Genomic DNA, 13,614 nt, shown 5'->3' with positions numbered 1-13,614 from the left:
GTACTTAGTCGGGTAGTGCCTGACTACGATACTACCCGACTACCCGACTACCCAACTACCCAACTATTCCACTACCTCCCCAATCTCACTCTCCGGCATCGAAAAGTCCTTCGGCGTCGGCAAATCCGCAATGGACTTGATGCCGAAGTAATCCAAAAACCGGTTCGTAACGCCATAGAGCAGTGGCTTCCCGACGGAATCGGCACGGCCAAGGATGGTGATGAGCTCTTTCTCCAGCAGTTTCTGCACGGCATAATCGCAACTCACCCCCCGGATCTTTTCTAATTCGGATTTGGTGACGGGCTGCTTGTAAGCAATGATGCTCAAGGATTCCAGCGCGGAACGGCTCAACTTCTTCTTGCTCTGCATCCGCAGGTGGGTACCGATCGTTTCGTGGTAGGCACCTTTGGACATGAAGCGGTAACCACCCGCTACCTCCACGATTTCAAAACTGTGGGCGTCGGAATCGTAGCGTTTGGCCAACTCGTCGAGGGCTTCCAGCATCACCTTCTGCGCGAAGCGGACGCCGAAGTTTTCGGTCAGGACGTCCTGCAATTCCTCCAGCGAAATCGGGGCGGGGGCGGCAAAGATGAGGGACTCGATGTGTTGGGCGAGGTACTGCATCGCGCAAAGATAGTTTCGAGTAGCAAGTTGCAAGTTGCAAGTGTCGAGTTCTCGCAACTCGCGACTCGATACTTGCAACTTATATACTCGCTACTTGCAACTCGAAACTCGCAACTTCCTAACTCAAGATCCGCTTCTTCATCACCTGGAATTCCTCTTCCGTAATGATGTTCTGCGCCTTCATCTCCGCCAGTTCCTTGATCTTCCGGATGGCCTCATCATTGATGGGCGCGGGACCGGGGGCGGTTGGGTCTTCCACCAGTGTGGTGGCTGCGGTAGCCTGGGGCGCGTCCGTACCGGCGAAGGTGGGGGCGTGAGGGTCGGGAACGGCCGTTTGCGTCGGGGGTGGGGTAGGGTTGGTGCCCGGCGTGGGGGGAGGCGTAGCCGTAGCGGTGGCTTCTTCTTCCTTCCAGTCCTTGGCTACTTTTTTGCCTTTCTCGAAGCTCTCTTTGTAAAGCTTCTTTAAGCGGTCGGTATCAAAATCCAGGAAGGTACCACCGTGGGCAAAGTGCTGCTTGAAGACCTCACCCAAAGCGTAAGTACTCGCGCCGTTAATGATGGCCGTAGTAATGCCACCAACGACGGTGCCAATGCCAGGAATCACCTTGATCAGGCTTCGCGCGCCGGCTCTCGCCATCGTGGAAGTCGTCAGGGAAGAGACGATCGCCTTACCCTGGGTTTCCGCAAAGTCAATATCGTATACCCGGCAGAGTTGGCGGATCATGTCGAGCTGCAGGGCTGAGACGGCAAACACGTCCGCAATTGGAAGGGGGATGATGTAACTGGCCCCCATGCTCCAGATCACGTGGTTTCGGATGACAGTTTCGGCGTGGCGGTTCTTGTCCGTATTGCTGTTCGGATTCATGATCGAGTCTTTTAGCTGTTGCTTGACGTACTTGGTGATTTTCTTGCGCATACAGAGTAGTAACGCGCAGCGGGGAAGTGAGGTTATTTGGGAGGGTGTAAAATGCCTGGTTTATCTACGAACTACCCAATTCATTAGACGAAGGCTGCGCGTTAGAGTCTATAGTCTGTAGTCTATAGTGGCCCCGACTAAAGACTACAGACTACAGACTACAGACTACAGACTACAGACTACAGACTACAGACTGTAGACTACAGACTATAAACTACCTTCGCCACATGCCCACTATCCTAGCCCTCGAATCCAGCTGCGACGATACTTCCGCGGCCATTGTCCGTGATGGGGAAGTGCTATCCAACGTCACCGCTACCCAGGCCATTCACGTGGAGTACGGGGGGGTGGTGCCGGAGCACGCCAGCCGCGCTCACCAGCGGAACATCGTGCCTACGGTGGCCGTCGCCCTCGAACGGGCTGGCGTTACTCCCGATTTGGTAGATGCAGTCGCCTTCACCCGGGGCCCCGGACTGATCGGTTCCCTCATGGTCGGCGTCAGTTTTGCGAAGGCCTTTGCCTTGGCGCGGGACCTGCCTCTCATCGAGGTGGACCACATGAAAGCTCACGTCCTGGCTCACTTTGCGGAGGACCCCAAGCCGGCCTTCCCCTTTTTGTGCCTGACGGTTTCCGGAGGACATACCCAATTAGTGGTCGTACGGTCGGCCATGGACCAGGAGGTCATTGGCCGGACGGTCGACGATGCCGCCGGGGAGGCCTTTGATAAGACGGGAAAGATGCTGGGCCTCGACTATCCCGCCGGCCCCCAGATCGATAAACTGGCCGGGGAGGGGGAACCTTCCATCCCCTTCGCCGAGCCCGATCCCGGAGGGTTGGACTTTTCCTTCAGCGGCCTCAAAACCAGCGTGCTGTACACGTTGCAAAAGAAATTGAAGACTGATCCCCAGTTCGTGAAGGAAAACCTGCCCGATATCTGTGCTTCCATCCAGCACGTCATCGTGTCCGTTCTGTTGCGGAAGGTCCAGCTTGCCGTGGCCCAAACGGGTTTGACGCGCGTAGCCCTGGCCGGGGGCGTCAGTGCCAATAGTGCCCTCCGCCAAGGCCTCACCGAGCTCGGGGAACGGGAAGGGTGGGAGACCTTCGTCCCCGCCATCCAGTACTGCACCGATAACGCGGCGATGATCGGCGTTACGGCGACCTTTAAATATGCTGCCGGGGAATTTGTCGGGCACGAGGTGGCGCCAAGTGCGCGTTTGTAGGCAGTTCCCCAACTCCTCGAAGCCACTTTTGGCCCTGCTTTTCTTTTTTGATCTTTGCGTTGCTCCTTGGCGGTTCCCCGTGGGAGTGCACTTTGATTATTTATTCAATTAGGCCCCATCAAATCCACTCCTCCCAACGTCACCAACGCCTACGCGATGTTGCACCTGGCCGTCCTACTCTGGGGGGCGACCGGTATTATCGGAGACATCATTAACCTTTCGGCGCTGACGCTGGTGTGGTGGAGGGTACTGATTACTTCCGTTGCCCTGGCTCCTTTCGTAGGAGTCGCCAACCTGGTGCGTGACCTCGGTCGAAAGCAGGTGCTGATATTCACGGGTTTGGGGGTCCTGGTGGTCTTGCACTGGGTGACGTTCTACGGAGCCATAAAACTGGCCAACGCTTCCGTCGGACTCATCTGCCTGGCGACGACTTCCCTGTTCTCCAGCCTCGTTGAACCGTGGATCGTGAGGCGGAAATTCAACTGGTACGAAACATCCGTCGGCCTCCTCATCCTGCCGGGCATCTACCTGATCGCCGACGGGGTGGACCCATCAATGACCACCGGCGTGATCGTCGGGCTGGTTTCGGCCCTACTCGTGGCGGTCTTCACCTCCTACAATAAGAAGTACGTCGAACGCGCCGAACCGCTACAAATCGTCTTCCTTGAATTGGGAGCGGGGACGCTCTTCCTCACCCCCCTCTTACCCTTCTACGGCGGGCAGTTCTGGCCTTCCGCTACGGACTGGTTTTGGCTGGTGGCCCTCGCCCTGCTCTGCACCATTTTTACCAATTGGTTATTCCTCAAGGCCCTCCGTTCCCTTTCCGCCTTCGCGGCCAACCTGACGGTCAACCTGGAGGCAGTGTACGGGATCCTGCTGGCCTACTTCCTGTTGAACGATGCCGAAGAGTTGGAGCCCACCTTCTACGTCGGTACCGCCATTATCATCGTGGCCGTCTTCGGCTACGCGGCGGTCAAACGGATGTTGCGTCCCCCGCCACCGGAAGATTTGCCACTGGATCAGTTTTGACGGAGACCACGGGCAGTAGCCCTACCGTTCTACGCCTTCCTACCCCGCCAATCGCTTACATTAGGGCCATGCGTTTACTTTTCCTCTTTGGCTGCTTGCTGAGTTTCCTTCCATCCCTGACCGCCCAGACGTGGATCGCCGCCCGGGCCGCGGAGGATTCGCCAAATCTGTGGCAGGCCTTTCGCCACGACTTCAGCGTCAGTGCGGCGGAAATGGCGGAGTACCCCATTAAAATTGCGGCGGATTCCAAGTACTGGTTGTACGTCAACGGTAAACTCGTCGTCCGGGAGGGAGGCCTTAAGCGGGGGCCCTACCTTAATGCGTATTACGTTGATACTTTCGATTTAGCCGCCCATTTGTTGGAGGGGGAGAATACCATTGGGATTCTGCTGTGGTACTTCGGGAAGCAGAGCTTTTCCCATCAGTCCAGCGGCTTCCCCGGTTTTTGGTTGGACGGGCCATCCGCCATTCAGTCGTCGGCGGAGTGGCGGGGGATCATCCACCCGGCTTTCGGGGAGACGGGGCCACCGCGGCCCAATTACCGGCTGCCGGAATCCAACATCGCTTTCGACGCGACGAAGTACGACGACTTCTGGAAGGTTCCGGATTATGACGACTCTGCCTGGCCGCGGGTCCGGAGTTTGGAGGTCCACCCCTTTCCCCCGGCTGAACGGCCCTTCCCACTTACTTCGCACCAGCGTCAGCGCCAAATTGAACTGCCCGGCCACCGGGGCGAAACCCGACCGATCGCCCAGTGGAAGAATGGCCCGCTAGCCCAGTACAAAACGCCTTACCAACGTGGCGCCACGCAGACCTTCGATACCCTGAAACTGGCCCTACCTTACAATGCCCAGGTGACGCCCTACTTCCGCATCAAGGCCCCGGAAGCGGGCCTCCGTCTGGAAATCCTGACCGATAACTACCGCGGTGGCGGCCCGCCGAACGTGCGAACGGTGTACTACACGAAGGCTGGCGTACAGAGTTTCGAAACCCCGGGCTGGATGAACGGCCACGAGGTTTGGTACGTCCTCCCGGCCGGCATCGAGGTGTTCGACCTGGCCTACAGGGAGAGCGGATTCGCTACCGAATTCACGCCACTATTTAAGAGCAGTGACGCCGATCTCGACCTGCTCTGGAAGAAGGCCCAACGCACGCTCTACCTGACGATGCGGGATACCTACATGGATTGCCCCGACCGCGAACGCGCCCAGTGGTGGGGCGACGTCGTGAACGAACTCGGCGAAACCGTATACGCGCTGGACCGCCGGAGTGACGACCTCACCCGCAAGGCCATCCGCGAACTCATGCACTGGCAACGGAAGGATTCGACGATCTACAGCCCCGTCCCGGCCGGAAGTTGGGACCAGGAACTCCCCATGCAAATGCTCGCCAGCGTGAGCCACTACGGCATCTGGCACTACTACCACAATACGGGCGACCGCGACCTCATCTCCGAAGTGTACCCCGCCGTGAAACGCTACCTCGCCGTCTGGAAAACCCAGCCCGACGGCCTCGTCGTCCGCCGCAAGGGGGGCTGGACCTGGGGCGACTGGGGGAATAATAAGGATATGCCCATCCTCTTCAACGCCTGGTACTACCTTGCACTACGCGGCCTGGAGCAAATGGCTACCCTGGAGAACGACGCCACCACCGCCAGCGAAGCACGGACGAAAATGGAGCAGCTCAAAGCGGCCTTCAACCGGACCTACTGGAACGGGAGCAGCTACCGCAGCGCCGATTATAAAGGAGAAACCGATGAACGCGGACACGCCCTGGCTGTCGTCTCCGGCCTCGCCGATCCGACCAAGTATCCCGCCATCCTACAGGTTTTCCGCGAACAGGAACACGCCAGCCCCTACATGGAAAAGTACGTCCTCGAAGCCCTCTGCAAAATGGGGGAGGAGGAGTACGCCATCACCCGGATGAAAAAGCGCTTCCGCAAAATGATCGACAGCGAATACACAACCCTGTTCGAAGGGTGGGGCATTGGAAAAGAAGGTTACGGCGGTGGCACCTACAACCACGCCTGGAGCGGTGGCGCCCTCACGATCATGAACAAATACCTGGCCGGCGCCGTGGCCACCAGCCCGGGCTGGGCGACTTACCGGCTGCAACCCGGTGGCTTCCCGACGTTGAAGAATGCCGCGACCACCTTCGAATCGCCCCGCGGCCCGGTAGCGGTGAGCTGGGAATGGACCGGTGAAGAACTACGCCTCACCCACGAAGCGGCCTTCGACGTCCCGTACGTAGACATCCTGCTGCCGACAGATTTGGAGGCGCGCGGAAGTAATAAAGCCGGCCAGCGCATCGCTTTCACCCGGCAGGGTACGTTGGACGGGAAGCAAATTTGGCGCACCGAAGCCACCAACTTCACTTGCGTGGCCCGATAATTTATGGCGGGGTGCGTGCGGGCCCGACAGTTTTTCCCGGGCCAAAGTCTTACTTTGCGAGCACCCTATTATATCCACACATGTTCAAACATTTCCTCACCCCGCTGCTGCTTTTCTGTTGCCTCGCCAGCCTGAGCGCGCAGCGTATCGATCACGTGCCCGGCCAACTCATCGTCCAGTTGGGCGCTGACGTAGATGCCAGGAAATGGATGAAGGACTACCCCGGACCCGGGACGCCCCGCCGGCTCGGACGGACGACCCCGATCCTGGTGATCGACTTCGACCACGATGCGGTGGGGGAAAAAAACCTACTAAGAGAACTCTACGCGGACTCCAAAGTCAGGCTCGTACAGTACAACCACCCGGTAACGTTCCGCCGCCAACCGAATGACTTGCGGTACGACGATCAGTGGTCCTTCAACAACACCGGCCAACTCAACGGTCCGCTCGGGGCCGACATCAACGTAGAGCCCGCCTGGGACGTCACCACCGGCGGCGTAACCGAGAACGGAGATACCATCGTAGTGGCCGTCATTGACGACGGGGCGGATCTGGACCACGAAGATCTCGTAGCAAATCTGTGGCGCAACCGCGCGGAGATCCCCGACAACGGTATCGACGACGATGGAAACGGTTACGTCGACGACATCTTCGGTTTCGATACGGCCAATAACGACGGCAACCCGGAAACCAACTCCAACCACGGTACGCCAGTCGCCGGCATCATCGGCGCCCGCGGGAACAATGGCCTGGGCGTAGCGGGCATTAATTGGGAAACCAAGTTGATGATCATCCGCAACGACTTCTTTGCCTCCGAAGTAGAAGTGATCCAGGCCTACAGCTACGTGCTGGACCAGCGACGGCTCTACAAAACTTCCAACGGAACGAAAGGTGCTTACGTCGTCGTCACCAACGCCAGCTGGGGCCGTAATTACGGTGACCCCGCCGATAGCCCCATTTGGTGCTCCCTCTACGATGAATTAGGAGAAGCGGGTATCCTCAACACCGGCGCCGTCGCCAACCTGGAGATTGACGTTGAGCGGGACGGCGACCTACCCACCCGCTGTACTTCCGATTACCTCATCGGCGTGACGAGCCTGAACACGAACGGTCAGAAGCCTACGGGCCGCGGCTTCGGCGCTACCTCCGTGGATCTCGGCGCCCACGCTGAGCAAGTCCTGACGACCGAATCGGGCAACGGTTACGGACGCTTTGGGGGGACTTCCTCGGCTACGCCTCACGTCGCCGGAGCGGCCGCGCTGCTGTACGCCGCACCCTGCGCTGCTTTCGCCGAATTACTGGAAGCGGACCCCGCCGCCGCCGCGCTGTACGTCCGGCAGATCCTGCTGGAAACCACCGCCGCCAACTCATCGCTGGCGGGGCGGACGAGCACGGGTGGCCAACTGGACGTGGGAGCCGCCATGGCCCGGCTGATGAGTGACTGCGACGCCTGTTTTGCGCCCACCGGTTTTAGTGTTACGCCCCAGGCCGGGTCCGCCACCGCGCTCGAGGTCAACTACAACGCGATCGCCAGTATCGATGCCACGGAACTCCGCTACCGGGAAGTAGGGGCAAGTGATTGGATCGACCTGGGTAGCCCTGCGTTACCCCTTCAAATAGATGACTTGGGAACCTGCGTCGCCTACGAATTTGAATTGCGGGCGTCCTGTGGCGGTACCGACCTTCCCGTGCAAACCCTGACCGCGAGTACGGACGGCTGCTGCGTCATCCCCGCCGACTTCAGCGTAGCGGCCGGTAACAACCTGACCTTCCGGGCTACCTGGACGCCTAATCTCGCGGGTGAATTTTACCGCGTCCGCTACCGCCAGGCGGGTACGGAGAACTGGCTGACGCGTAGCTCCCGCAACGATAATGTCATCATTGCTGGCGGGATACTTCCCTGCACAGCCTACGAATTTGAGTTCCGAACGGACTGTGATACGGCGCGAACGGAGTTTGGGGCTGGTCTCACCGTCCTCAGCTTGGGGTGTGGTGCTTGCCTCGAAGAGAGCTACTGCCGCCCGAATGCGATCGACAACGCGGCGGACTGGATCGAGGCCGTCAATCTGGCTAACCTGGAAATTGTCGTTTCTGGCGCCCAGCAGGGAGCCTACGGCGACTTCACCGGTGCGGATGAAGTAACGTGGCACCGCGGTGGGACTTACCCCGTCACCCTTACGCCTGGAACCACCGACCCGCGCGCCCAGGAGGTCTTCCGCGTCTACGTGGATTGGAACCAGGATGGCATCTTCAGCGGTTCGGAAGCTTCGGACAACGTCACTTCCAACGGAGGAGAAGCAGTGATCGTGGACCTCACCGTGCCGGACGACGCTGAATTACTCTCCACCCGGATGCGCGTCCTGATGAGTTTCCTCCGCTTGCAGGGAACGGCCTGTTCGAACATCCAGGCTGGAGAATATGAGGACTACTGCATTACCGTCGCGCCCGCCGACTCGGATTGCTCCGCGCCCAAAGGGTTGGAATTAGCGTACGATCTCGTCGAGGATGTCACGCTGCTTTCCTGGAAGGCCTCTTCCGCTGCGGGGAACGACTATCAACTCCGCTACCGACCCACTTTTGGCGGGGTGAACTGGACTACGCTCGATATCACCGGTATCGAAACTACCGTTGAAGGGCTCGACCTCTGTGGGAGTTACGATATTGAGTTGGCTAGCCTTTGTGATGGAACGGCGGGTGACTTCCGCGCTTTCACCTTCGCCAATAATTGCACGGATACGGAGGAACCTGGATTGGGTGATGGGGATTGGTCCGTTTTCCCTAATCCCGCTTACGACCGCGTAAACCTGCGTACGGTCACCTCTTTACGTTCCGACCGCGTACGGATCTACGGGGTGAGTGGCCGGCTTTTCGTGGACCGACGCCCGTCCGTATCTGATATATCGTTGGACGTCAGCCAACTTCCTGCGGGCCTTTACCTGGTGGAACTGACCACCGCCGACGGCCGCCGGGGCGTGAAGAAGCTCCTTAAACGCTAGCTTTAGGCCTACAAGATCATTTATGTACCGCTTCTTTCTTCTGTTTGCCGTGATGGGTGGAGTAGCGCTAGGGCTACACTTTTCCTGGCCCTGGTTTTCGCCCGCGATTATTGCCGGCGTCGCGGCCGGGCTTTTGCCGGTTTGGCGGCGGGGCGGTTTTTACTATTCTTTCCTGGCGGCTTTTCTCGTGTGGGGGATGTACACGGGTTGGGTCCATTTCGATACGGAGGGCCGGTTGAGTGATCGACTGGCCGTTACCTTTGGGGTAGGGAGCGGCTGGGCGCTCGTCCTTATCACCGCGTTGTTTGGCGGCATCACGGCTGGCCTGGGCGGTTGGGTAGGCGCGAGCATCCGCCGGACGCTGATTGCCTTTCGGGCTAAGGCTTAGCGGAGCTCGCTAAGGAGCGTCAAAGTTCCTCGACTACACTTTACTATTCTTTATCCAGTGGGCGCTGCCGCGGGTGCGATGCAATTAGACCGGGTGTCTTCCGTGCGAATAGCCAACTTTAAGTCGGCCTTAAAGCGATCGCGGGAGGAATGGTTCGTTGGGTGGGTGAAATTTCGTTTCTTTAGCCCGACTAAATCCTGACCATGGCCAATTCTTTTGACGCCCTCCCCAAAGCGGAGGGGAATATTTTTGGGCAGAAGCCCGCCCTTTTCGTATTGTTCTTCACCGAGATGTGGGAGCGGTTTTCTTACTACGGGATGCGGGTATTGTTGGTGGTCTTCCTCGTCGACATTGCTTTTGGGGATACGCCCTGGTCGCGCGCCGATGCACTGGCGCTTTACGGTATTTACACGGGTTTCGTCTACTTCACGCCGATGATTGGTGGTATCCTGGCGGATAAATTCCTGGGGTACCGCAACGCAGTCATCCTCGGTGCCCTGGTGATGACACTGGGCCACGCGGCGATGGCCTTCGAGATTGAATACGCCTTTTATATCGGTCTGCTGTTACTGATAATTGGTAATGGCCTCTTTAAGCCGAATATCTCCTCCATCGTAGGCCAACTTTACCAGGATGAACCGGACCTAAAGGATGGTGCCTACACGATCTTCTACATGGGCATCAACGCTGGGGCTTTCCTCGGGATTTTGCTCTGTAGCTACTACGGGGAGAACCCCAACTACGGTTACAGCTACGGCTTTGGACTGGCCGGTATCTTCATGTTGATTGGTCTCATCCAGTTCTATTTTGCGCAGGGAATCTTTGGTCGTATCGGTCTGCCCCCCAGCCAATTGGCCGCTTACGATGCGGAAAACCCACTGTCCTCCACCCTGGTCACGAATCAGGCGCCAACCACCGTCGAAGAAGACAGCGCTATTATTGACGGCCACCTCACCAAAAGCCTTAGTGATGTAGTTGATGGCGAAGGCCACCCGGTTTCCGAAGGGGACGGGCAGGACGGACCGCGCGCCATCAAGTGGGGTACCATCGGCCTCGTCGTGACGGTACTTCTCTATTTTGTGGTCCGCAGTGCCGCCGGTCCTCAGGATAATATGCTGCAGACGATCAGCCGCCACTTCATGACGCCGATCATCATTGGTTCCGTGACGGGATTTGTAGGGTGGGTCCTATCCGACAAATCCCTGTACAAGGTGGAGCGAGACCGGATCATCTCCATCTTTGTCTTCAGTTTCTTCATCGTCTTTTTCTGGTGGGCCTTCGAACAGGCCGGTGGCTCGATGACCATCTTCGCCCTGGATTACACGGACCGAACTTTGACGGCGGATAGCGCCGGGACCTTCCGCATCGCCAACTTGCTGCTTACGGTCATTCCGGTGATGGTCCTTACTTGGGTACTGTTCAAGCTCTTCAGCATCACTTTCAAGGATTACAGCCTGGCCAATATCATCCTGGGGATCGCTTTCGTGATCGTCTGGATCCTGGTTGGCATTATGCTTTACGAGCAGTTTACGGACGATAGCCTGGAGGTGCCCGCCGGATGGTTCCAGATCTTTAATAGCCTCTTCATTATCTGTTTCGCGCCTGCCTTTGCTAAACTGTGGGAGCAACGCTTCAAACTGCTGGAGCGTGGCCCCGTCAAGTTTGCGATGGGCCTGATCCTGCTCGGTCTCGGCTTTGCCATCCTTGCCTTCGGTGCGATGGGCATCCCCGAAGGTGCGGAGACGGCCAGCGTAAGTATGTTCTGGTTAATCGCCGCCTACCTGTTCCACACGCTGGGTGAGCTCTGTATCTCACCGGTTGGCCTCAGCTACGTTTCGAAGCTGGCTCCGGTCCGCCTGATCGGGGTGATGTTCGGTATCTTCTTCGTGGCCAACTTCGCCGCCAACTTCCTTGGTGGATTGACGGGTAGCTACATCGAGCCCATCGCCGAATCCATCGGCCTGAGTGGCTTCTTCCTGATGTTTGCCATCGTCCCCATCACTGCGGGAATCATCTTCATCGCCATCAGTGGTTGGATGAAGGAGATGATGCACGGGATAGATTAGTAGCGTAGTCGGTTAGTTTCTAGTCAGGTAGTAGCGCAGTGCGTACTACCCGACTAGAAACTAACCAACTAGAAACTACCTAGTCTCCTGAAAGGCCACCAACTTCCCGTAAGCTCCACCGAGGGCCATTAACTCCGCGTGTGTACCCCGCTCGACGATGCGGCCTTCGCTGAGGACGAGGATTTCATCGGCGTTTTGGATGGTGCTGAGGCGGTGGGCGATCACCAGGGCCGTGCGGCCGGTCATCAACTTTTGGAGGGCATCTTGTACGAGGCGTTCGGACTCGGAATCGAGGGCGGAGGTTGCTTCGTCGAGGATCAGGATATCCGGGTTGCGGAGGACGGCGCGGGCGATCGTCAGCCGTTGGCGTTGGCCACCACTTAGCTTGTTGCCCCGGTCACCGATGTTGGTCGCGTAGCCATTGGGGAATTGGGTAATGAAGTCGTGGGCATTGGCCACCCGGGCTGCTTCCTCCACTTTTTCGGGGGTGACGCCTTCCATGCCGAAAGCGATGTTGTTATAGATCGTATCGTTGAAGAGAATGGCCTCCTGGGAGACGATGCCGAAGCGGTCGCGGACGTCCTTTAGCCGGTAGTCCTTGAGGTCCTTTCCGTCGATCCGGATGTGGCCGGCGGTCGGGTCGTAGAAGCGGGGGAGGAGGTCGGCGATGGTAGATTTCCCGCCACCACTGCCGCCGGCTAGGGCAACTACCTTTCCCTTTGGGAGGTCGAAACTGACGTTGTGGAGTACGTCCTCCGTTTCGGGGGAATAGCGGAAGCTTACGTTATCCACCGTCAGACCCACTTGCATGGCATCCAGCGGCAGCGCCCCCTGGGAAACGGCGATAGGGTTCCTGATCTCGAGTACTTCCTCGACGCGGGTGAGGGCGCCGAGTCCCTTTTGGATGTTGTACCAGGCCTTACTGAAGTTCTTGGCCGGGTCGATGACCATGTAGAATGCGAAGATGAAGGTGAGGAAAGTGCCCGGCTCCATCTCGCCGCCGAAGACCCGCCGCGAACCGTACCAGAGCAGGAGGGCGACTGTGGCGATACCGAGAAATTCGGTGAGCGGGCTGGAGAGATCCCGCCGCCACATCAAGCGGATGAGGGAGTGGCGGTAGCTGTCGTTAAGCTCGCCGAAGCGTTCCCGCTGGTACCCTTCCGCCCCGAAGGATTTGATGATGCGCAATCCCCCCAGGCTCTCCTCGGTGCGGCTGACGATGCCCCCCAATTTTTCCTGGATGACGCCACTGCTCTTCTTCAGTGTCTTGCCAATACCTCCGATCACCACGCCGGTGAAGATCATGAGGCCGAAGACGAAGACCGTCAAACCGGGGCTCACCACGATCATAAAGGTGAGGGACCCGATGATGATGAAGGGCTCCCGAAAAACCGCCTCCAGTACGTTGAGGATGCTGGATTCTACTTCCTGGACGTCCGACGTGATGCGGCTCAGCAGGTTCCCCTTTTTCTCCTCCGTGAAGTAACTCATGGGGAGGTGTAGCAGGTGGTCGTACAAGTTGTTCCGCAGGTCGCGAATGATGCCGTTGCGGACGGGCGACATGAAAAACAGGGCCAGGTAACGGAACAGATTCTTGCCCAGAAAACTGAGGAGGATGAAGCCACAGACGTAGGCCAGCGCTGTCTCCTGCCCGGCTTCAGCGATGAATTCGCTCAGGAGGTAGTTGGCCTGTTGGGCAAGGTCATCCAGGTTGTTAATGGACGCCACCGGCTCGGTGACGGGCTCTACGCGCTTAAAGAGCAGTTCCAGGAAAGGTTGGAAAAGGGGGATGGCCGTCACGGTAAAAATGGCCGTCAGGATATTACTGATGATCGCCAGCGTCACGAGGCCGCGGTAGTTACTCAGGTAGCCGAGGAGGCGACGGAAGGATTGCATGGGGTAAAGGTAGGCAGTATGGTAGTCGGGTAGTAGCGTAGTCGGGTAGTGCGTACTACCCGACTACCCGACTACGCTACTAAATACTA

The 13,614-nt window shown here is 58.2% G+C and carries 9 protein-coding genes; 6 read left to right on the top strand and 3 right to left on the bottom strand.

Annotated features, from left to right (window positions below; translation table 11 throughout):
* Positions 1-63: 63 nt before the first annotated feature.
* Both scpB and A3850_RS18705 read right to left on the bottom strand, forming a co-directional pair.
* On the bottom strand, positions 64-624 hold the full coding sequence (gene scpB, locus A3850_RS18710; protein ID WP_068220849.1) for an SMC-Scp complex subunit ScpB: 561 nt from the start codon (positions 622-624) through the stop codon (positions 64-66).
* Between the two features lie 118 nt (positions 625-742).
* Positions 743-1,540, bottom strand: a complete 798-nt coding sequence (locus tag A3850_RS18705) for a DUF697 domain-containing protein (protein ID WP_082921962.1) — start codon at positions 1,538-1,540, stop codon at positions 743-745.
* Between the two features lie 227 nt (positions 1,541-1,767).
* On the opposite strand from A3850_RS18705, the gene tsaD reads away from it, so the two are divergent.
* From tsaD to A3850_RS18675, 6 genes are all read left to right on the top strand, one after another.
* Entirely contained in the window at positions 1,768-2,760 is a 993-nt protein-coding gene (gene tsaD / locus A3850_RS18700) for a tRNA (adenosine(37)-N6)-threonylcarbamoyltransferase complex transferase subunit TsaD (protein ID WP_068220846.1), read from the top strand.
* A 156-nt stretch (positions 2,761-2,916) separates the two neighbouring features.
* The gene (locus tag A3850_RS18695; RefSeq protein WP_068220843.1) at positions 2,917-3,789 is read left to right on the top strand and encodes a DMT family transporter; all 873 of its coding nucleotides are present in this window, start codon (positions 2,917-2,919) and stop codon (positions 3,787-3,789) included.
* Positions 3,790-3,857: 68 nt separating this feature from the next.
* Positions 3,858-6,179, top strand: coding sequence for an alpha-L-rhamnosidase C-terminal domain-containing protein (locus A3850_RS18690; protein WP_068220840.1), 2,322 nt, complete (start codon positions 3,858-3,860; stop codon positions 6,177-6,179).
* An 80-nt stretch (positions 6,180-6,259) separates the two neighbouring features.
* The gene (locus tag A3850_RS18685) at positions 6,260-9,175 is read left to right on the top strand and encodes a S8 family peptidase (protein ID WP_068220837.1); all 2,916 of its coding nucleotides are present in this window, start codon (positions 6,260-6,262) and stop codon (positions 9,173-9,175) included.
* A 22-nt stretch (positions 9,176-9,197) separates the two neighbouring features.
* The gene (locus A3850_RS18680; protein WP_068220834.1) at positions 9,198-9,563 is read left to right on the top strand and encodes a hypothetical protein; all 366 of its coding nucleotides are present in this window, start codon (positions 9,198-9,200) and stop codon (positions 9,561-9,563) included.
* Between the two features lie 203 nt (positions 9,564-9,766).
* Positions 9,767-11,629 (top strand): peptide MFS transporter, encoded by a 1,863-nt coding sequence (locus A3850_RS18675; protein WP_068220831.1) that lies wholly within the window; start codon positions 9,767-9,769, stop codon positions 11,627-11,629.
* A gap of 75 nt (positions 11,630-11,704) precedes the next feature.
* Here the strand turns inward: A3850_RS18675 and A3850_RS18670 are convergent, their stop codons facing one another.
* Entirely contained in the window at positions 11,705-13,525 is a 1,821-nt protein-coding gene (locus tag A3850_RS18670; RefSeq protein ID WP_068220828.1) for an ABC transporter ATP-binding protein, read from the bottom strand.
* Positions 13,526-13,614 lie beyond the last annotated feature (89 nt).

The organism is Lewinella sp. 4G2 (assembly GCF_001625015.1).
GTDB lineage: Bacteria > Bacteroidota > Bacteroidia > Chitinophagales > Saprospiraceae > Neolewinella.
Note: the sequence above shows the minus strand (reverse complement) of the source record. Positions and strands in the feature narration are given on the sequence as shown.

Bases quoted from the DNA above. Each gene is read 5' to 3' on its own strand.
- scpB (WP_068220849.1), bottom strand. From the start codon at position 624: ATGCAGTACCTCGCCCAACACATCGAGTCCCTCATCTTTGCCGCCCCC.
- A3850_RS18705 (WP_082921962.1), bottom strand. From the start codon at position 1,540: ATGCGCAAGAAAATCACCAAGTACGTCAAGCAACAGCTAAAAGACTCG.
- tsaD (WP_068220846.1), top strand. From the start codon at position 1,768: ATGCCCACTATCCTAGCCCTCGAATCCAGCTGCGACGATACTTCCGCG.
- A3850_RS18695 (WP_068220843.1), top strand. From the start codon at position 2,917: ATGTTGCACCTGGCCGTCCTACTCTGGGGGGCGACCGGTATTATCGGA.
- A3850_RS18690 (WP_068220840.1), top strand. From the start codon at position 3,858: ATGCGTTTACTTTTCCTCTTTGGCTGCTTGCTGAGTTTCCTTCCATCC.
- A3850_RS18685 (WP_068220837.1), top strand. From the start codon at position 6,260: ATGTTCAAACATTTCCTCACCCCGCTGCTGCTTTTCTGTTGCCTCGCC.
- A3850_RS18680 (WP_068220834.1), top strand. From the start codon at position 9,198: ATGTACCGCTTCTTTCTTCTGTTTGCCGTGATGGGTGGAGTAGCGCTA.
- A3850_RS18675 (WP_068220831.1), top strand. From the start codon at position 9,767: ATGGCCAATTCTTTTGACGCCCTCCCCAAAGCGGAGGGGAATATTTTT.
- A3850_RS18670 (WP_068220828.1), bottom strand. From the start codon at position 13,525: ATGCAATCCTTCCGTCGCCTCCTCGGCTACCTGAGTAACTACCGCGGC.